At 62.9% G+C, this 17459-nt stretch carries 21 protein-coding genes; 7 read left to right on the top strand and 14 right to left on the bottom strand.

Annotation, left to right across the window (positions count from 1 at the left end; all coding sequences use genetic code 11):
• Positions 1 to 67: 67 nt before the first annotated feature.
• Positions 68 to 631, bottom strand: a complete 564-nt coding sequence (locus tag CCC_RS10620; protein WP_009866038.1) for an rRNA large subunit pseudouridine synthase E — start codon at positions 629 to 631, stop codon at positions 68 to 70.
• 36 nt (positions 632 to 667) lie between these two features.
• Between CCC_RS10620 and CCC_RS10625 the strand changes: the two genes are divergently transcribed.
• The 4 genes from CCC_RS10625 (at position 668) to CCC_RS10640 (ending at position 3294) form a co-directional block, all read left to right on the top strand.
• Complete coding sequence (locus CCC_RS10625) at positions 668 to 1471, top strand: TrmH family RNA methyltransferase (RefSeq protein ID WP_041041215.1); 804 nt, start codon at positions 668 to 670, stop codon at positions 1469 to 1471.
• Between the two features lie 35 nt (positions 1472 to 1506).
• The gene (locus CCC_RS10630; protein ID WP_009867658.1) at positions 1507 to 1827 is read left to right on the top strand and encodes a peptidylprolyl isomerase; all 321 of its coding nucleotides are present in this window, start codon (positions 1507 to 1509) and stop codon (positions 1825 to 1827) included.
• 99 nt (positions 1828 to 1926) lie between these two features.
• Positions 1927 to 2916 (top strand): polyphosphate kinase 2, encoded by a 990-nt coding sequence (ppk2, locus tag CCC_RS10635; RefSeq protein ID WP_041041217.1) that lies wholly within the window; start codon positions 1927 to 1929, stop codon positions 2914 to 2916.
• A 3-nt stretch (positions 2917 to 2919) separates the two neighbouring features.
• Positions 2920 to 3294 (top strand): cereblon family protein, encoded by a 375-nt coding sequence (locus CCC_RS10640; RefSeq protein WP_009867660.1) that lies wholly within the window; start codon positions 2920 to 2922, stop codon positions 3292 to 3294.
• Positions 3295 to 3394: 100 nt separating this feature from the next.
• Here the strand turns inward: CCC_RS10640 and CCC_RS10645 are convergent, their stop codons facing one another.
• Both CCC_RS10645 and CCC_RS10650 read right to left on the bottom strand, forming a co-directional pair.
• Entirely contained in the window at positions 3395 to 4105 is a 711-nt protein-coding gene (locus CCC_RS10645) for a pseudouridine synthase (RefSeq protein ID WP_009867661.1), read from the bottom strand.
• 114 nt (positions 4106 to 4219) lie between these two features.
• Positions 4220 to 5245 carry a class I SAM-dependent methyltransferase gene (locus tag CCC_RS10650; protein ID WP_009867662.1) on the bottom strand — a complete coding sequence of 342 codons (1026 nt, stop codon included), beginning with the start codon at positions 5243 to 5245 and terminating at the stop codon, positions 4220 to 4222.
• An 86-nt stretch (positions 5246 to 5331) separates the two neighbouring features.
• On the opposite strand from CCC_RS10650, the gene CCC_RS10655 reads away from it, so the two are divergent.
• Positions 5332 to 5655, top strand: a complete 324-nt coding sequence (locus CCC_RS10655) for a hypothetical protein (protein ID WP_009867663.1) — start codon at positions 5332 to 5334, stop codon at positions 5653 to 5655.
• Positions 5656 to 5695: 40 nt separating this feature from the next.
• Here the strand turns inward: CCC_RS10655 and CCC_RS10660 are convergent, their stop codons facing one another.
• Both CCC_RS10660 and CCC_RS10665 read right to left on the bottom strand, forming a co-directional pair.
• The gene (locus CCC_RS10660; RefSeq protein WP_009867664.1) at positions 5696 to 6031 is read right to left on the bottom strand and encodes a (2Fe-2S) ferredoxin domain-containing protein; all 336 of its coding nucleotides are present in this window, start codon (positions 6029 to 6031) and stop codon (positions 5696 to 5698) included.
• A gap of 69 nt (positions 6032 to 6100) precedes the next feature.
• Entirely contained in the window at positions 6101 to 6508 is a 408-nt protein-coding gene (locus tag CCC_RS10665; protein WP_041041219.1) for a DUF4170 domain-containing protein, read from the bottom strand.
• A 201-nt stretch (positions 6509 to 6709) separates the two neighbouring features.
• On the opposite strand from CCC_RS10665, the gene CCC_RS10670 reads away from it, so the two are divergent.
• Both CCC_RS10670 and trmFO read left to right on the top strand, forming a co-directional pair.
• Entirely contained in the window at positions 6710 to 6976 is a 267-nt protein-coding gene (locus tag CCC_RS10670; protein WP_009867667.1) for a hypothetical protein, read from the top strand.
• Positions 6977 to 7022: 46 nt separating this feature from the next.
• Positions 7023 to 8366, top strand: coding sequence for a methylenetetrahydrofolate--tRNA-(uracil(54)-C(5))-methyltransferase (FADH(2)-oxidizing) TrmFO (trmFO, locus tag CCC_RS10675; RefSeq protein WP_041041221.1), 1344 nt, complete (start codon positions 7023 to 7025; stop codon positions 8364 to 8366).
• 133 nt (positions 8367 to 8499) lie between these two features.
• On the opposite strand, the gene gloA is transcribed toward trmFO, so the two are convergent.
• The 9 genes from gloA to rseP all read right to left on the bottom strand — a co-directional run bounded on the left by gloA (position 8500) and on the right by rseP (position 17458).
• Positions 8500 to 8892 (bottom strand): lactoylglutathione lyase, encoded by a 393-nt coding sequence (gene gloA, locus CCC_RS10680; RefSeq protein ID WP_041041223.1) that lies wholly within the window; start codon positions 8890 to 8892, stop codon positions 8500 to 8502.
• 124 nt (positions 8893 to 9016) lie between these two features.
• On the bottom strand, positions 9017 to 10183 hold the full coding sequence (lpxB, locus tag CCC_RS10685) for a lipid-A-disaccharide synthase (RefSeq protein ID WP_009867382.1): 1167 nt from the start codon (positions 10181 to 10183) through the stop codon (positions 9017 to 9019).
• Positions 10177 to 11004, bottom strand: coding sequence for an LpxI family protein (locus CCC_RS10690; RefSeq protein WP_041041225.1), 828 nt, complete (start codon positions 11002 to 11004; stop codon positions 10177 to 10179). Before CCC_RS10690 ends, lpxB begins: the two co-directional genes overlap by 7 nt.
• Positions 10994 to 11785: an acyl-ACP--UDP-N-acetylglucosamine O-acyltransferase gene (lpxA, locus tag CCC_RS10695; protein ID WP_009867380.1), complete on the bottom strand. Its 792-nt coding sequence runs from the start codon at positions 11783 to 11785 to the stop codon at positions 10994 to 10996. The genes CCC_RS10690 and lpxA overlap by 11 nt, the downstream gene beginning before the upstream one ends.
• On the bottom strand, positions 11782 to 12261 hold the full coding sequence (gene fabZ, locus CCC_RS10700; protein WP_009867379.1) for a 3-hydroxyacyl-ACP dehydratase FabZ: 480 nt from the start codon (positions 12259 to 12261) through the stop codon (positions 11782 to 11784). The genes lpxA and fabZ overlap by 4 nt, the downstream gene beginning before the upstream one ends.
• A gap of 21 nt (positions 12262 to 12282) precedes the next feature.
• Positions 12283 to 13302: a UDP-3-O-(3-hydroxymyristoyl)glucosamine N-acyltransferase gene (gene lpxD, locus CCC_RS10705; protein ID WP_009867378.1), complete on the bottom strand. Its 1020-nt coding sequence runs from the start codon at positions 13300 to 13302 to the stop codon at positions 12283 to 12285.
• Positions 13303 to 13308: 6 nt separating this feature from the next.
• A complete protein-coding gene (locus tag CCC_RS10710; RefSeq protein WP_041041227.1) occupies positions 13309 to 13944 on the bottom strand; it encodes an OmpH family outer membrane protein in 636 nt (211 codons plus the stop codon).
• 44 nt (positions 13945 to 13988) lie between these two features.
• On the bottom strand, positions 13989 to 16256 hold the full coding sequence (gene bamA, locus CCC_RS10715; RefSeq protein ID WP_041041229.1) for an outer membrane protein assembly factor BamA: 2268 nt from the start codon (positions 16254 to 16256) through the stop codon (positions 13989 to 13991).
• Between the two features lie 44 nt (positions 16257 to 16300).
• Positions 16301 to 17458: an RIP metalloprotease RseP gene (gene rseP / locus CCC_RS10720; protein WP_009867799.1), complete on the bottom strand. Its 1158-nt coding sequence runs from the start codon at positions 17456 to 17458 to the stop codon at positions 16301 to 16303.
• Between the last annotated feature and the right edge of the window lies 1 nt (position 17459).

The raw sequence follows: 17459 nt of genomic DNA on the forward strand, positions 1-17459 counted from the left end.
GATCGGGAAGGCCGCTTGCCTTCGAGACGGACAATGCCCCCCAATCATGGCGGCAATCGGGACGCAATCAGGGCTTTTTCAAGGCACGTACGGGCTCGTCCCGCCACTCGCCGGGGGCTAGTCCCGCCAAGGTCCACTCCCCCACCGCCCATCGGATGAGGCGCAGGGTGGGAAAGCCCATGGCGGCTGTCATGCGGCGGACCTGACGGTTGCGGCCTTCTCTGATGGTCAGTTCGATCCAGGAGGTGGGAATGGCTGCGCGGTAGCGGATGGGCGGGTCGCGCGGCCATAGGTTATCGGGCTCCGGCATGGTCCGCACCCCCGCGGGCAAGGTGGGGCCGTCCTTCAGGACCACCCCACGGCGCAGCTTGTCCAGATCGTCCTCGGACGGGATCCCCTCCACCTGGGCCCAATAGGTCTTGGCCAGCTTATGTTTGGGGTCACTTATACGCGCCGCCAGAGGCCCGGAATCGGTCAGAACCAGAAGCCCTTCCGAGTCACGGTCCAGCCGTCCGGCGGCATATACACCCGGCACGTTGATGAAATCCTTCAGCGTCGCCCGCCCGCCTTCACGGTCGGTGAATTGGGTCAGCACGTCATAGGGCTTGTTGAAGACGATCAGCCGAGTCACAACACCCCTTCCACCTTTGCCTGAGAGGCCCCAGCAATGGCACGAGCGCCGTTTCCGCACAAGAAGCAGCCGCCAAAACGCCCCGAAACCAGCCCCATCCGCCCCGACAGCGATAAGGTGGCGGGCCTTCCGGCGGTCAAAGCGCTGTTCGCCCACGATCCGGCCCGCATCGAGCGATTGTTCTACGACGAGCGCATGAAGGAGGCGGCCAACGAGATGTGCAAGGCCATGGCGGCGGCCCACAAGCCCTACCGCATGGCGCCCACCGAGGAGCTGACCAAGATCCTGGGCTCACCACTCCATGGCGGCATCCTGGCGGTGACCCGGCCCAAGCCCATCCGCGTCTTCGATCCCGCCGATGCCCATCTCTGGGCCAAGGAAGGCAAGCCGTTGTTGGTTCTGGATGGTGTGGGCAATCCCCATAATCTGGGCGCCATCGCGCGGACCATGGCCTTTTTCGGCCTTGAACGCCTGTTGATCTCCGACCATCCGGGACAGGCTGCTCCCTCCGAGGCTTCGCTGCGGGTTTCCGAGGGCGGCCTGGAATGGGTCGAGGTGATCCGCGCCCAGAAATTCGTTGCGTCCCTGAAACGGCTGAGGGATTCCCATAGGATTGTCGGAACGGCACTCGGTTCGGGTAAGCCGGTGGCCGAGGTGCTGAACCGTCCGGGCAAGCCTATCGCCCTGCTCCTCGGCAATGAGGAAGATGGGTTGCCGCCCGCCACCCTGGCGGCCTGCGACGACATCGTCACCCTGCCCGGCTCGGGCAGGGTTCAGTCGCTGAACGTGGCCGCCACCGCCGCCATCCTTATCCATGAACTGGCGAAGCCGCGTCGGTAAGGGTATTGTTCCCCTTCACACTTTTGGAGAGTTCCATGTCGTCCACCGTCCGCGCCTCCCACATCCTCCTGATGTACAAGGGGTCCATGCGCTCCCAGGCCACCCGTTCCAAGGACGAGGCCCTGACCGAGATCAACAACATCAAGGAAGAACTCAACCAGGGGGCCGATTTCGGCCAGATGGCGCGTCAGTATTCCGATTGCCCCTCGGGCGAGGACGGCGGCGATCTGGGCGAGTTCCCCAAGGGCGCCATGGTGCCGGAATTCGAAGTGGCCGCCTTCGCGCTCAAATCGGGCGAGGTCAGCGGCGTGGTGGAAACCCCCTTCGGCTTCCATCTGATCCAGCGCACCGATTAGTCGAGATATCCCGCGTCGGCCATCATTCGATCCATGGACAGAGCAACCCAAAGAAGCTTAGGATTCTTTGCAGGTTGATGACATCCGAAGGGAGCGGACATGGCCGACGATGGGAATAACGTAAAAGCTGAAAGCGTGCCAGCGACGGCGGAGCCGGTTTCGCCCGCTTCGCCTAAGGCGAAGAAGTCTTCGCCCGCGGCCAAGGCCGTTACGCCCGCCGGTCAGGCCCGCCACGATCTGGCGGAAATGCGCCACGACCCGGAAGCGGTACGACATGCCTTCGAGACGGGCGAATATCCGTATAAGAGCCGCATGGGCCGCGCCGAATACGAGTCCAAGAAGGCCGCGCTGCAAGCCGAATTGCTCAAGGTCCAGCTTTGGGCCCGCGACACGGGCCAGAAATTCGTGCTGCTGTTCGAAGGTCGCGACGCGGCTGGCAAGGGCGGCACCATCAAGCGCTTCATGGAGCATCTCAATCCCCGCGCCGCCCGCGTGGTCGCCCTGGAAAAGCCCAGCGAGATCGAGCGCGGCCAATGGTTCTTCCAGCGCTATATCCAGCACCTGCCCACGGCGGGGGAAATGGTCTTCTTCGACCGTTCCTGGTACAACCGGGCCGGTGTCGAGCGGGTGATGGGCTTTTGCACCCCCGCCGAATACCTTGAATTCATGCGCCAGACCCCGGAAGTGGAGCGCATGCTGGTCCGTTCCGGGATCAAGCTCTACAAATACTGGTTCTCGGTCACCCAGGACGAGCAGTTGCGCCGTTTCAAGTCGCGGGAGCGCGATCCTCTGAAGCAGTGGAAGCTGTCGCCCATCGACAAGGCGTCGCTGGGCAAGTGGGGGGAATATACCGAGGCCAAGGAGGCCATGTTCTTCTACACCGACACCGCCGATGCGCCTTGGACCATCGTCAAGTCGGACGACAAGAAGCGGGCCCGGCTGAACTGCATGCTCCACTTCCTCAACTCGCTGGACTATCCCGGCAAGAACGAGAGCCTGGTGCATGTCCCCGATCCGCTGATCGTCGGCAAGGGCGCCCATGTGGTCCACAAGAGCGAGCGCATCCTGGGCGCCAGTCTAAGCCCGTAACCCATGCCCCGTGACGCCCCGGCGGAGCAGAATGATACCCTGTCCTGGGACAAGGACATCGCGTATTTCTGCGCCCGCTGTGGCGCCCCGGTGACGCGGGGGCGTTGGGAAATGGCCATGAATGGCGGGTTCGAGCACGTCTTCTTCAATCCCGCAGGCATCGTCTTTCGGGTTCTGTGCTTCAAAGAGGCACCGGGGGCCTTGGCCCTGGGTGCGGCCAGCGGCCAGTTTACCTGGTTCAAAGGCTATCTTTGGCGGTTAGCCGCCTGCCGCGCCTGCGACCTGCATCTGGGCTGGCGCTTTGAAGGATCGGACGCCCCGCGCATCTTCTTCGGCCTGATCAAGGACAGTCTTACGACAGTGGCCACACGGCGTTGATCGAAATCGATCAACGCGCCCTCAGGCGCCGGGCGGGCGCGAGCGCCCTTGGCTTCCGCGCCATAAGACGCGCGGCCCTTTGGGCCTAGCCCAATCTCGATCATCGAGATTGGGGGGCGATCACCAAGGTAATCTCGTCCGGCGTAAGCATCCGCCACTGCCCCTCGGGCAGATCGCCCAGGTCCAGCCCGCCGATGGCGGCGCGGTGCAGGCGCTCCACATGGTTACCGACGGCCGCGAACATGCGCTTGACCTGATGGTAGCGCCCTTCGGTGATGGTGATGCGGGCCGTCTGGGGGCCGGTGACCATCAACTCGGCCGGAGCCAATGGGGTATTCTCCGAGCGCAGCATCAGGGTGCCGGAGGCGAAGACCGCCCCCTCCTCCCCGGTCAGCGGCCGGGCCAGGGTCACCTCGTAGGTCTTGGGCACATGGCGCTTGGGCGAAGTGACGCGATGGGCCAGCGGACCGTCATCGGTCAGCAGCAGCAGGCCGGAACTGTCGCGGTCCAGGCGTCCCACCGGCGCCACGATGGGATTGCGGTGCATGAAACGCGGAGGCAGCAGTTCATAGACGACGCGGCCCGGATCCGAGGTGGAACAGGTATAGCCCTCGGGCTTGTTGAGCATCAGCACCAGACCGGGCGGCGGATCGAGGGGCTCGCCATCGACCCGGATATCCTCATGGGCCACCTTGGACGTGTCGTCCAATACGGAACCATCGGCGCGAGTGACCAGACCATCCTTGATCATGGCCTTGACGTCGCGCTGGCTGCCATAGCCCAGATTGGCGATGAGGCGGATCAGTCGCATATCTTTATGTCCCTTATGCGCCGGGCGGGATGCGTACCGCATCCCTTGGCTTCCGCGCCATAAGGCGCGCCGGGCCTTGCCCGCAACTCCAAGCCTGCGGTTTGTCGGCCATTATCATTTGTCATGGCGATTGCTGGCCAAATAGACCTTGAAGCCGTCGGCCTCGCGCAGCAGGGTCACCTCACGGAAGCGGCGGCGCAGCTCCGCTTCGTAAGGCAGGCTGCGATTGGCCACCAGCACGAATTTGCCGCGCCGCCGGATGGCCTTCCAGGCGGAATTGATGAATCCCTGACCGATAGCCGGGTCGGCCTTGCGCCCCTCGTGAAAAGGCGGATTGCTGACGATCCAGTCATAGGGATCGCATTTGGGCAGCCCCGCTCCCACGTCCAGCCAGTGAAAGGCGGCACGCGGATCGCCGCCTAGATTGGTGCGCGCATCCTCCAGGGCCAGGGATTCCGCCTCGAACAGATCAACGCCGGTCACGGAGGGAAAACGGGCCAGAATCTCGGCTGAAAGATAGCCCCAGCCAGCGCCCAGATCGGCCACCCTCCCCGCCACGCCCTCGGGCAGGCATTGCATCAAGAGGCGCGACCCCTTGTCCACATGCTCCGAGCTGAAACAGCCCGCGCGGGCCACCATTGCGCAGCCCTCCACCGGCCTTGGGCTGGCGGCCTCCAGCCATTGGGCGCATTCGGCGGGCCGAGGCCCCGCCCCGCGCTTCATCCAGAAAGTCCTGGCCTGATGTTTGGACAGCGACCCGGCCAGGCCAAAGACCTTTTCCGCCTCGCGTTCGTGGCTGGCAGCGCCCAGGGCATTGGCGCCGCAGCACACCAGAATGCCGCCCGGCTCCAGCAGGTCCCAGGCCCGCGCCAGATTGGCCCGGTTTTCGGCCTTGTGCTTGGTCAGCAGCACCAGACCGGCGCCAAAGCGGCCTTCAAGGCGTTCCACTGTTTCGAATCCGGCCTGGATCAGACGATCATAGGCGGGCTTGAAGCCCTGTTCGCAGATCAGGCGCGCATTCCATTCGTCCCGCAGAGCATCGTGGGGCTCGGCGCGCATCAGAAAAGCCCGTTCGGGCAGCGGCACAAGGTCGCGTTCGAAGGGCAGAAGAAGGGCGTCGATGATCTTGGAATCGTTCATGACGGGCGGTTTAGCATGCCCGGCATGTGGCCGTCGAGGCATGCCAAGCGTTGACTCGCGCCCGATGCGGGGCCAAGGTGCCGCCCATGGCCCGCCAAGACACAATCGACGACGAAGACAAGGTCCGGCTGCTGCGCGCCTTGGCCTTCCAGATCCACCGCAAACGCCCGGCCGAAGAGGCTTTGGGCGAATTGCTGGAGCATGAATCCAAGGGCGGGCGCCGCCGCGCCTACCGGGCCGGAGTGGACGCCCTGGCCGCCGACGGCTTCACCGCCGCCATGGATGCGCTTGGCCTGTTCAATGACGATGCCCTGGTGCTGCTGGGGGTGCTGGCCGATTCCGGCGACCACCGCCTGCTGTCCAGCGCCTTGGGCAAAATCGCCGATCTCATGGAAAACAAAAGCCCCTGATCCGCCAGGACCAGGGGCTTTATCGGTGTAACCGGCTCGCTCAGCCCTTGGCAGGCGTGACGATCAGGCGTTCGACCGGCGTGTCATTGGCGAAATGCGAGGTCACGATCTCGTCGATATCGGCCGTGGTTTCGGTCTTGTACCAGATGCCCTGGGGATAGACGACCATCAGCGGCCCGGCCTTGCAAAAGCCCAGGCAGCTGGACGAGGCGACGCTGACGCCCTTGTCCCACAGATTCAGCTCACTCACCTTCATGGCCAGCTGATTGAACAGATTCTGACCGCCGCCCTTGCTGGTGCAACAGCCGCGGGGATGGCCGTCGGGGCGGCGCTGAGTGCAGACGAAGGCGTGGTACTTATTGGGGTAATGGGACACGGACGACCTCCCTCTCATCAAAATCCGGTAAGGAAATACCGCTTTCTCCGGTTCATGACCAGAGTCTAATCAGCCCTTCACCTTGAGGAGCTTCAGTTCCTCACCGGTGAAGAGGTCATAGCGGGTCAGGCAGGAATCCACCGACTTGCCGGTCAGTTCGCGCCACTTGTCCAGCGCTTCCTTGCGCGAATAAGGGCCATGCACTTCCAACTGGCGTCCCTCGGTGACGTTCTGGAAGGTGGTATCAGCGTATTCGCCGCCCATCACATACCACTGATCCGCGGCCGAATCCTCGGTGCTGCGGATAAAGTAGCGGATCATGGCATTGTCCACGGACTTGCCGGTCAACGCACGCCAGCAGATATGCGCCTCGTGCTCCTCGAAGGGGCCGAACCGCTCTTCGGTGTGGCCCGGCGCGATGACGGTAAAGGAAGTATCGGCATATTCGCCGCCGACAACATAATAGGTCTTGGCCATGGGTGTCTCTCTTCCCACTCGAAGGGGTGGCTTCGGGCAAGCTTATACCCCATCCCCGGCCCGGAAGGAATGTCCTTCGTAACATGGTGCCCCGGCAGATTCTGCCGCCCTATTGCATGAAGAATTGGCGGAAAGCCTAGAGTTTCCGTTTGGCACGATGGCTGCATAGAGAGCGGGGAACTCTCTCCTCGGAGAACGAACATGGTTTCTCTCAGCGTCGCCTCGTCCAATCTTCTCCTGAACAAGAAGGAAAACGAGGCCACTCATTCCATCGAAAAGTCAGGCTCGGCCTCGGCCTTTTCCAATTATGGCTATGGCCCCCTCGACCTGCCCGACGGCAACAAGGACATCACCGCCGAGGGCACCGGGACCAAGCCGGTTTCGGGCACGTCGTCCATTGCCGCGGTTTCCAGCGGCGCCAGCGCCCAATGGCTGGCCCAACTGGCCGCGTCGATGAATCCCAGGTAAAGCACTTCTGGACAAGAGGCGTCCAAGCCTCTATCTCCCTTGGGCCATGACCCGCACCGTCCATGTGATCGGCGGCGGGCTTGCCGGGTCGGAAGCGGCCTGGCAGCTCGCCCAGGCCGATATCCCCACCGTCCTCCACGAAATGCGCCCGGTGCGCACCACGCCCGCTCATCAGACCGATGGCCTGGCCGAACTGGTGTGCTCCAACTCCTTGCGCTCGGACGATGCGGATTACAACGCCGTCGGCCTGCTGCATGAAGAGATGCGCCGCGCCGGTTCTCTCATCCTCGCCCAGGCCGATGCCCACAAGGTCCCGGCCGGTGGCGCCCTGGCGGTGGACCGCGACGGCTTTTCCCAAGGTGTTCAGGCGGCCCTGTCCTCCCATCCGCGCATCACCATCGTGCGCGAAGAAGTGGCCGGTCTTCCCCCTGAGGATTGGGAACAGGTGGTCATCGCCACCGGCCCGCTGACCTCGCCCGCCATGGCCGAGGGGCTGCGTGAGCTGACGGGCGAGGCCTCCCTGGCCTTCTTCGACGCCATCGCCCCCATCGTCACCAAGGACAGCATCGACTTCACCAAGGCTTGGTTCCAGTCGCGCTATGACAAGGGCACGGGCTCGGACTACATCAACTGCCCCTTGGACAAGGACCAGTACTACGCCTTCATCGAGGCGCTGATTACCGGCGAGAAGGTGGCGTTCCATGAATGGGAAAAGGACACCCCCTATTTCGAGGGTTGCCTGCCCATCGAGGTGATGGCCGAGCGCGGTCGTGACACCCTGGCCTACGGCCCCATGAAGCCGGTGGGCCTGACCAATCCCAATGGCCCCAAGCCCTTTGCCGTGGTGCAGTTGCGCCAGGATAACGCGCTGGGCACGCTCTACAATCTGGTGGGCTTTCAGACCAAGCTGCGCCATGGCGAGCAGTCGCGCATTTTCCGCGCCATTCCCGGCTTGGAAAACGCCGAGTTCGCCCGTCTGGGCGGGCTGCACCGCAACACCTTCGTCAACGGCCCCCGCGTCCTCGACCGCAGCTTGCGGCTCAAGGCCCAGCCCCGGCTGCGCTTGGCGGGCCAGATCACCGGCTGTGAAGGCTATGTGGAAAGCTCGGCCATCGGCCTGCTGGCCGGTCTGTTCGCCGCCGCCGAGGCTCTGGGCCGCGAGATGCTGCGCCCGCCCGCAACCACGGCCTTGGGCGCCCTGCTCAACCATGTCACCGGCGATGCCGAGGCCGAGACCTATCAGCCCATGAACATCAATTTCGGCCTCTTCCCCCCGCCGCCTGAGCGCGACGAAAAGGGCCGCCGCGTCAAGGGCCGCGATCGCAAGAAGCTCTATGCCGAACGGGCGCGCAACGCGCTCACACCCTGGATCAATTCGCTTCGGGAATAGTTCATTGCGGGGCTCCCGCCCCGATCCCCCGGCTGGAGGCGATGCCTCCAGACCTCCCTTTGATTCATAAATGAAATGGGGTTTGGGGCCTTGCCCCGAACGGGTGCGGGCCGGTGGCCCGCTCGCGCAGCGATCATTTCGCCTGGATCAACTCGATCTTATAGCCGTCAGGGTCTTCCACGAAGGCGATGATGGTCGAGCCGTGCTTCATGGGGCCTGGGGCGCGGGTGATCTTGGCCCCTGCCGCCGCCAGATCGGCGCAGGCCTTGTAGATGTCGGGAACGCCAAGGGCCAGATGGCCGAAGCCGCCGCCCAGATCGTAGGATTCGGTGTCCCAGTTGAAGGTCAGTTCCACCACCGTGCTGGACGCCTCCTCGCCATAGCCGACGAAGGCCAGGGTGAAGCGTCCTTCCGGGTAATCGGTGCGGCGCAGCAGCTTCATACCCAGCAAGCGGGTGTAAAAGTCGATGGAGCGGTCCAGATTGCCCACCCGGATCATGGTGTGGAGAAAGCGCCAGTCAGCCATAGTTCTGGTCCTTATTTGCTTGGCGCCTTCACGCGCCGGGCGAGCCACCTCCGTGGCCCTTGGCTTCCGCAGCATAAGCTGCGCGGCCCCTTGGGCCTAGCCAAGCCTCGACGAGTTATCCTCGTCAAGACTTGGTCTTGCGTTGCCTGATAAAGTCGATCACCGCATCGGCGGCCCGCTTTCCCGGACTCTCGCCGCCCAGGCCTAGCTTTTCCAAGGCCCGGCGGGCGCCTGCCGCCTGCAGCGCGCGGGCCGCTTCGTCGGTCAACAGATGTTCCACCGCCGCCGCCAGTTTATCCGGCTGACAATCATCTTGCAGCAGTTCAGGCATCACCACCTCGTCAACCAGGATGTTGACGAGGGTGACGAATTTGAGGCTGAGCCCCAGGAAACGGGTGGCGATGAAGGCCGAGACAGGCGACACCTTGTAGGTGACCACGGCGGGCAGCCGCGCCATGGCCAGTTCCAGGGTGACGGTGCCCGAAGCCGCCAAGGCGGCGTCACAGGCGGCAAAGGCGTCGTATTTCTCCGCCCCGCGCACCACCAGTGTAGGCAGCGGCCAGGATTTTACCGCCTGCGTGACCTCATCGGCCACAGTCTCGACGGTGGGCACCACCACCGCCAGATCGGGAAAGCGTTTGGCCAGCAGCGCCATGGTCTGCCCGAACGGCTCTAGAAGCTTGGCCGTCTCGGAATGCCGGCTGCCGGGCAGGACGCAGAGGAGTTTGCGGTCGGGGTGAATGGCATGCCGGGCGCGGAAGGCTGCGCCATCGCCTCTGGCCGCCGCCCCCTCGATCACCGGATGCCCCACATGCAGGGTCCGAAGCCCCTCTTTCTCGAACCAAGCCGGTTCGTTGGGCAACAAGGTCAGCAGCAGATCCAGTACCTTCGCCAGGGTCTTGGTCCGTCCCGACTTCCAGGCCCAGACCATGGGCGCCACGTAATGGATGCGTGGAACCGCCGAACCTCGTTTCTTCAGGCCCGCATGAATGCGTCCGTTGAAGCCCCAGGAATCGATGGAAATCAACGCATCCGGGCGCTTCGTTTCGATATCGGAAATGGTCTGCTTGACCCGGCGCAGGATCTTGGGGATACGGGGCAGCACCTCCACCAGCCCCATCACCGACAATTCGGTCATGGGAACCAGGGAGGTCAGCCCCTCGGCCTGCATGCCTTCGCCGCCGATTCCGGCAAAAGTGACGCCGTCTCCCAGGCGCTCCTTCAAAGCCGCCATCAACCGTCCACCCAGCAGATCCCCCGAGGGTTCTCCGGCGATAAGATAGATCAGCATGGAGGAAACTCGATGCCGGTGACGAACAGGCCCAGCCGGTCGGCTTCTTCTCCCAGCGTCTTGCCGCCCAAGACCAAGGCGCCACCCGCCTCCACCGCGATGCCGCGCAGACCGGCGCTTGCCGCTTCGCGCAAGGTGGTAAGGCCGATGGTGGGCAGATCGATGCGGCGATCCTGGCCCGGCTTCTTCAGTTTGACCAGAACGCCGCCCTCCCCTTCGCGGGCCAGGGGGCCACAGCGGCGGATCAAATTGTCGGTGCCTTCGATGGCTTCGACGCCCAGCACGATGCCCTGCTGCACCACGACGGCCTGCCCCACATCTAGGGCCCCCAAGCCCCGCGCCACTGCGATGCCGCGCGTGATGTCGGCTTGCGCCTGCTCGTCAGGGGTCCTTGAACCGTAAGGACCAGGAGTGGCGAGGCAGTCGGACAAGACATCGTCGACGCCGACAACCTTGAACCCTTCGCTTTCCAACTCGGCGGCGACGGCACGCAGCAATCCGTCATCGCCAAGCGCTTTGAGCCCGACACGGGCGAAAAAGCGGGCGGTGCGGAAATCGGGCGCCAGTTCCATGAGGGTCGGACGGCGCACCGGGCCGATCATCACCACCTCGGCGACCCCGGCCTGGCGCAGACGCTCGAATCCAGTTCCGGCCTCGCCCAGGCGAATCCAGTCCTGGGCAGCCTCTTGACCGATGACCTGGGGATCGGCATGTCCCGAAAGAGCGAGAAAATGAAAGGGGCGCCCCTGGGCACGGCAAGCGGCGGCGACCAATCCAGGCAGGTCGCCGCCTCCTGCGATGATGCCGAGCTTAGGAGCCATTCGGCGTGCTGAGGGAACGCGACGAATCCGAGCGGATGAAGGCCACGATCTCCATTACCACCGGATGGTCCTTGAACTGTTCCTCCACGTCCGAAAGACGCTCGGCCAGGGTGCCTTCCGGGGCGAACATCAGGCGATAGGCATTGCGCAGCGTGTGGATGTCATCGCGCGAAAAGCCTCGGCGCTTCAGTCCAACGATGTTCAACCCGTTGAGATAGGCCCGATTGCCGATCACCATGCCGAAGGGGATCACGTCGGCCTCGACGCCCGACATGCCGCCGATCATGGCGTGGCGGCCGATGCGCACGAACTGGTGCACCGCCGACAGCCCGCCCAGAAAGGCGTATTCGCCGACGATGACATGACCGGCCAGAGTGGCGTTGTTGGCCATGATGACATTGTCGCCCAGAATACAGTCATGCGCCACATGGGCACTGGCCATGAACAGACAGTTGTCGCCCACCTTGGTCACCATGCCGCCACCCTCGGTGCCGGGATTCATGGTGACGTGCTCGCGGATCTGGTTATTGGCGCCGATCTCCAGGGTCGAGGGCTCGCCCTTGTATTTAAGATCCTGGGGGCGATGGCCGATGGAGGCGAAGGGGAAGATGCGCGAGCCCGCGCCAATGGTGGTGCGCCCGGCCACCGCCACATGGGACACCAATTCCACGGATTCGCCCAGTTTGACGTCGGGGCCAACCACGCAAAAGGGGCCGATGATTGCCGAGGAGGCAATCTCCGCCTTGGGATCGATAACGGCCGAAGGATGAATATTGGTCATTTTTCGTCCAGAATCATGGCGGCATAGGTGGCTTCGGCGACAAGGACACCGTCAACCTTGGCTTCGCCCCGGAACTTCCAGACGTTGCCGCGCGAGCGTTCCTTGAAGACGTGGATCATCAACTGGTCGCCGGGGCCGACCGGCTTCCTGAAGCGGGCGTTCTCGACGCTCATGAAGTAGACCAGCTTGCCCTCGGCAGATTCGCCCAGGGTTTCCACCACCAGCACGGCGGCGGTCTGGGCCATGGATTCGATGATCAGAACGCCGGGGAACACCGGGCGCGACGGGAAGTGGCCCTGAAAGAACGGCTCGTTGATGGTGACGTTCTTGATGCCTACGGCACTTTCATTGGCCACCACCTGCACCACCCGATCCACCATCAGGAAAGGATAGCGGTGCGGGATCATCTGGATGATCCGGCTGATGTCGATGACCTTACCCAGGTCGGTAGCCTGATTGTTGTTGGCGGTATCCATACTCACGTCCTGCCTTTGGCCTTAACCCTTTTTCCGCGCCATCTTGCCCAGAATAGCCGATTGGCGCAGCCAATCCGCCATGGGCACGGCGGGCGCGCCACCGACGGTTTCCCCCGGGGGAATGTCCCGCATCACCCCGGCCTGGGCGGCGATCTTGGCGCCCGCCCCAATCTTCAAATGGCCGGTAATCCCGGCCTGACCACCCGCGGCGACGAAATCGCCCATGCGGGTCGAACCGGAAATTCCCACCTGCGCCACGATGACGCATCCGCGGCCCAGCTGAACGTTGTGCCCAATCTGGACGAGGTTGTCTATCATGCAGCCGTCGCCGATCTGCGTGTCGGGCCCCGCGCCTCGGTCGATGGTGGTATTGGCGCCGATTTCCACATTATTGCCGATGACCACCCGGCCCAATTGCGGCACTTTGAGGTGGCCTTGCGGCCCCATGGCAAAACCAAAGCCATCCTGGCCGATGCGGGCGCCTGGATAGATGTTGACGCGATTGCCCACCAGGGCATGAGACACCGTGGCATTGGCGCCGATGGTGCAATCTTCGCCCAGCACGACACCCTGGCCGATCACCACATTGGCGCCGATGCGGCAGCGGGCGCCGATCCGGGCATTGGAGCCGATGACCGCGCCGGGTTCGATGCGGCACCCCTCGCCCACACTCGCCGTCACGTCAATATACGCCGTCGGAGCCACCCAGGGCTCCGGTGCGGGATTGGGGTAGAAGGCCTGGGCGATGCGGGCATAGGCACGGTAGGGATCGGCAGACAGTAGCAAATGCATGCCCGCCGGGGCCTTTTCCGCCATTTCCGGCGCCACAACGCACAAACCCGCCTTGCTGGCCTGAAAGGCGGCCACGTATTTGCGGTTGTCGAGGAAGGACACGGTGTCCGCCTCCGCTTGCTCCAGCGGGGCAACATCCACAAATCTGGCGCCAAGCTCGCCGCCTTCAGCCACCGCCGCGCCGGAAATTTCCGCCAGTTGGGCCAGGGTGAAGGGACCTGCGACAGTAAAGAAACGGGGATCGGCCATGTGATGTCACTTCTTGCCGGACTTGGGAGATGGCGGCGCTTCTGACGGCGCGGAGGCATCAACCTGGGGAATGGGAAAATTGACCGCGGGCAGCTTCTTGTTCAAACGCTCGATCACCTGGGCGGTAACATCCATGCGAGGCTCGTGCAAGACCACCTGCTGCTTGGGCAGAACCAGATTGGCCCCCATCTCGGCGGCAATTTCCCCCGTGATGGTGAGGATGGCGTTCATCAATTCCGCCATGGCGGAATCCGTGGATTTCTCCAGGGCGCGTACCGCCATCTGCGTTCTGTTCTGGAAGGCGACGACCTGCAACTCCAGGGCCTTGACCTTCTGGTCATAAGCCTCTTGCGGCATGGTGCCTTTCTGCTTGGCCAGATCCTGGTCGCTGCGCTGCAGTGCCTGGCGAGTGGAATTGAACTCGGCCTGAAAATTCTGCTGATACTTGTCGCGCTGGGCCGCCAGAGCCCGTCCGGGCAAGGATTCCCGCTGGGCTTGCTGGATATCGACGATGATCAGGCTCATGGGCGCAACCGAGGCCCGCTGAGCCTCGGCCGCACCGCAATTCCACAGAAGAGCCGCCATAACCAGTGAGAGCAAACGGGCAGCCAGGGCAAGGCGGCGTGACAGGGTGTTCCTCACGACATCTCTTCCACTTGAAGCCGCGACTCGCCGTTTGAGCACGGTCAGAACTTGGTTCCGAAGTTGAACCGGAAGATTTCCTTCTTGTCGAACTTCTCCTTGACCAGCGGGAAACCGAGATCGACGGAAACCGGACCCATGGGCGACTTCCAGGAAAGGCCGACGCCGGGTGAGACGCGGATCGACGAGGATTGGTTGACATTGGTCGTATCGGCGGTATCGGTCGGGCCAGCGGTGCCGATATCGGTAAAGGCCTGGCCGGAAACACCGAACTCCTCGGGCAGACCCAGGGGGAACTTGACCTGGGCCGAGCCCACGGCCTGCCAGATACCACCCAGCGCATCGCCGGTATTCTTGTCTCGGGGGCCGACGCCACCATTGGCAAAGCCGCGCAGATTATCGCCACCCACATAGAAGCGGTCGGTGATGCGCACCCGCTGGTCGAGGCCGTAGATATAGCCCAGCGAACTGCTGATGCCGAGAATGACCTTATCGGTCAGGGTAAAATACTGCCCGCCGGAGATCGAACCGCGCAGATACCGGATATCACCGCCCAAACCGGCTCCATCCGTACCCAATCGGATGAAATAGCCTTCGGTCGGATCGATGCGGGAATCGCGCCGGTCGTAGAGCAGGCCCTGTCCGATAACAGAACTCACCTTCGAGCCAAGTTGTTCGAGGACGTAGGGCGAGGTGCTGTTGATGCCCTTCACCGTGTCCTGCTTCAGGGTATAGACCACATCCTGACGCAGATTCTCGGACAGGCGATAGCCCGCACGCAGGTCGCCACCCATCGACGACGCATCATAGGAGCTTTCTCTCTGAAGCTTGCGGTCGACGACAAAGGCGTCAAAACCGGCCGCCACTTCACGATCCATGAAATAGGGTTCCGTGAAGGACAGATCCAGACTGCTCCGCTTGGTGCCCAGACCGGCGCCAAGACGCAAATCCTGACCACGGCCCAGAAGATTGCGTTCCCGCAACGAGGCCTCGATGATCGGTCCGGCCGAGGATGCCCAGCCGACGCCGAACGTCAGCTCGCCCGTAGACTTCTCCGTGACATCCACTTTGATGACAGTGCGATCCGGAGCCGTGTCCGACGGAATGTTGGTAATTTCAGCCTTCTCGAAGAAATTGAGGTCCTTCAGGCGCTGGCGCGAGCGGCGCAGTTTGGCGGAATTGAAGGCATCGCCTTCCACCAGACGGAATTCGCGACGGATCACCTGATCGAGGGTACGGACATTGCCGGAAATATCGATGCGCTCGACAAAGACCCGCGGGCCTTCCTTGATGTCGTAAGTGATGTCGATGGTCTGGGTTTCGCGATTGCGGCGAACCTGGGGCTTCACGTCGACAAAGGCGAAACCCTTGGTTCCAACCGCATCAACCAGCCTCTGGACGATGTCTTCCACCTGATCGGCGTTGTACCAGTCTCCGGGTTCACTGATCAGCAGCGGCTGCAGGTCCTCGGGCTTCAGGTCACGCAAATCGGCATTGATGGTCGAGGCGCCGAACTTGTAACGCTCGCCCTCGTCGATGGTATAGGTGATGAAGAAGCCTTCGCGCGAGGGGGTAAGCTCGGCGATGGCCGAACTGACGCGAAAATCGGCGAAGCCATGCTTCAGATAGAAGCGGCGTAGCAATTCGCGGTCGTAAGTAACCCGGTCGGGATCATAGGTGTCATCGGTGGAGAGGAAGCGATACCACCGCTCCTCCTTGGTTTGCAGCATCTCGCGCAGTTTATCCTGGTCGTAACGCTTGTTACCGACGAAGGCAATGCGGCGGACATAAGTGGGCTGGCCCTCGCTGATCTCATAGACGAGATCGACGCGGTTCTGCTCGAGCTGGATGATCTTGGGTTCGACCGTCGCGGCGAATCGGCCGCCACGGCGGTACAGTTCCAGGATGCGCTTGACGTCGGCCTGGACCTTGGAACGAGTGTAGACGGTTCGTGGACGCAGTTGAACCTCGGAGCTCAACTGCTCTTCCTTGATGCGGCTGTTCCCCTCGAAAGCGATCCGGTTGATGATCGGATTTTCCACGACCCGGACCACCAACTGCTCGCCTTCGCGGCGGATGGCCACATCCTGGAACAGTCCAGTATTGAAAAGCGCCTTGAGAGAACGGTTGACGCGGTCGGTGTCATACAGATCGCCTTCGGCGATGGTCATGTAAGACCGGACCGTCTCGACCTCGATACGCTGAGTGCCAAGAATGGAGACGGAGCGGATACGACCGCCTTCCTGGGCAAGAGCCGGCATAACACCAGCCAGGATGCCCAGCAGCACAGCGGTCCACAGCACGAAACGCATCCAGGCCCCCCTTGAGCTTCGTAAATCCGATCCCTTGGACCGGCTCACGAAAACAGCCGCTTCACCATATCCCAGACCGGCAGCGACACAAGGTCGTTGCGGGTGGCAAAGACCATCAAGGCCAATACCAGAAACAACCCGATTCGGAAACCATATTCTTGGGCCTTCTCCCCCAGGGGGCGCCCAAGAATGGCCTCGAACGCATAAAACATTAGATGCCCGCCATCGAGGATAGGAATAGGAAAAAGATTGATCAGGCCAAGATTGAGCGACAGCAGGATCGTATAGAAGACTACGCTGGCCAGGCCGAGTTGTGCCGCCTCTCCTGCTCCCTTGGCGATTCGGATCGGACCGCCCAGTTCGTCGGTGTCGCGGGTGCCGTTGATCATCTGGCCGATGCCGATGAATGTGGAACGCACCATGTTCTCCGTCTCGGCCAGGGCCTCACCCAGGGCCGAGACAGGACCGTGACGGACGATTTCAGTGCTGGCCGGATCGGCGGAAATGCCCAGAACTGGCACTTTCTCCATGTCGCCGAACACGCCCTTGCGCGAGATGATGCGGGGACGCGCCGCCACGTCGAAGGATTTGTCGCCGCGCCGGACCGAAAGCGACAACTCGCTCTCGATCTCCAGGCGGACCATGCGCTGGATATCCTGGAAACGCTCCACGGCGCGTCCATTGATGGCGGTGATACGGTCGCCCGCCTTCAGCCCGGCAGTTTCAGCGGCGGTCCCAGGATGGACCATGCCAATCACCGGCTGGGTCACTGGCTGGCCCAGCACCATGAACATGCCAGCCAGACCAAGGATGGCGAACAGAAAATTGGCGGCAGGCCCCGCCACGACGATGGCGGCGCGCTGCCCCACCCGCTTGTGGCAGAAGGCCTGGGCCTTTTCCTCATCGCTCATGGGCTGGTCGCTGGCCGTGGCCGAGGCCGCATCGGCATCGCCGAACATCTTTACAAAGCCGCCCAGCGGCAGCAGGCCGATACGCCAGCGTGTGCCGTTGGCGGCGACGCGCCCCCAGACCTCCGGCCCGAAGCCGATGGAGAAGACCTCCACCTTGACCCCGTTCCAGCGGGCCACCAGGAAATGCCCGAATTCGTGGACAAAGACCACGACGGTCAGGATGACCAGGAAGATGACCAGATAATACCAGACGCCGTGCAGGACGCTGTTGAGTAGACCGAAAAGATCCATG

It is taken from the genome of Paramagnetospirillum magnetotacticum MS-1, assembly GCF_000829825.1.
Taxonomy (GTDB): Bacteria; Pseudomonadota; Alphaproteobacteria; order Rhodospirillales; family Magnetospirillaceae; genus Phaeospirillum; species Phaeospirillum magnetotacticum.

What these genes read in the sequence shown, in the direction of transcription:
- trmFO (WP_041041221.1), top strand. Translation starts at nt 7,023, where the DNA reads ATGACCCGCACCGTCCATGTGATCGGCGGCGGGCTTGCCGGGTCGGAA.
- lpxD (WP_009867378.1), bottom strand. Translation starts at nt 13,302, where the DNA reads ATGGCCGATCCCCGTTTCTTTACTGTCGCAGGTCCCTTCACCCTGGCC.
- CCC_RS10690 (WP_041041225.1), bottom strand. Translation starts at nt 11,004, where the DNA reads ATGGCTCCTAAGCTCGGCATCATCGCAGGAGGCGGCGACCTGCCTGGA.
- CCC_RS10650 (WP_009867662.1), bottom strand. Translation starts at nt 5,245, where the DNA reads ATGAACGATTCCAAGATCATCGACGCCCTTCTTCTGCCCTTCGAACGC.
- CCC_RS10625 (WP_041041215.1), top strand. Translation starts at nt 668, where the DNA reads ATGGCACGAGCGCCGTTTCCGCACAAGAAGCAGCCGCCAAAACGCCCC.
- CCC_RS10640 (WP_009867660.1), top strand. Translation starts at nt 2,920, where the DNA reads ATGCCCCGTGACGCCCCGGCGGAGCAGAATGATACCCTGTCCTGGGAC.
- CCC_RS10665 (WP_041041219.1), bottom strand. Translation starts at nt 6,508, where the DNA reads ATGGCCAAGACCTATTATGTTGTCGGCGGCGAATATGCCGATACTTCC.
- lpxB (WP_009867382.1), bottom strand. Translation starts at nt 10,183, where the DNA reads ATGCTGATCTATCTTATCGCCGGAGAACCCTCGGGGGATCTGCTGGGT.
- CCC_RS10670 (WP_009867667.1), top strand. Translation starts at nt 6,710, where the DNA reads ATGGTTTCTCTCAGCGTCGCCTCGTCCAATCTTCTCCTGAACAAGAAG.
- CCC_RS10655 (WP_009867663.1), top strand. Translation starts at nt 5,332, where the DNA reads ATGGCCCGCCAAGACACAATCGACGACGAAGACAAGGTCCGGCTGCTG.
- gloA (WP_041041223.1), bottom strand. Translation starts at nt 8,892, where the DNA reads ATGGCTGACTGGCGCTTTCTCCACACCATGATCCGGGTGGGCAATCTG.
- fabZ (WP_009867379.1), bottom strand. Translation starts at nt 12,261, where the DNA reads ATGGATACCGCCAACAACAATCAGGCTACCGACCTGGGTAAGGTCATC.
- lpxA (WP_009867380.1), bottom strand. Translation starts at nt 11,785, where the DNA reads ATGACCAATATTCATCCTTCGGCCGTTATCGATCCCAAGGCGGAGATT.
- bamA (WP_041041229.1), bottom strand. Translation starts at nt 16,256, where the DNA reads ATGCGTTTCGTGCTGTGGACCGCTGTGCTGCTGGGCATCCTGGCTGGT.
- CCC_RS10630 (WP_009867658.1), top strand. Translation starts at nt 1,507, where the DNA reads ATGTCGTCCACCGTCCGCGCCTCCCACATCCTCCTGATGTACAAGGGG.
- CCC_RS10645 (WP_009867661.1), bottom strand. Translation starts at nt 4,105, where the DNA reads ATGCGACTGATCCGCCTCATCGCCAATCTGGGCTATGGCAGCCAGCGC.
- rseP (WP_009867799.1), bottom strand. Translation starts at nt 17,458, where the DNA reads ATGGATCTTTTCGGTCTACTCAACAGCGTCCTGCACGGCGTCTGGTAT.
- ppk2 (WP_041041217.1), top strand. Translation starts at nt 1,927, where the DNA reads ATGGCCGACGATGGGAATAACGTAAAAGCTGAAAGCGTGCCAGCGACG.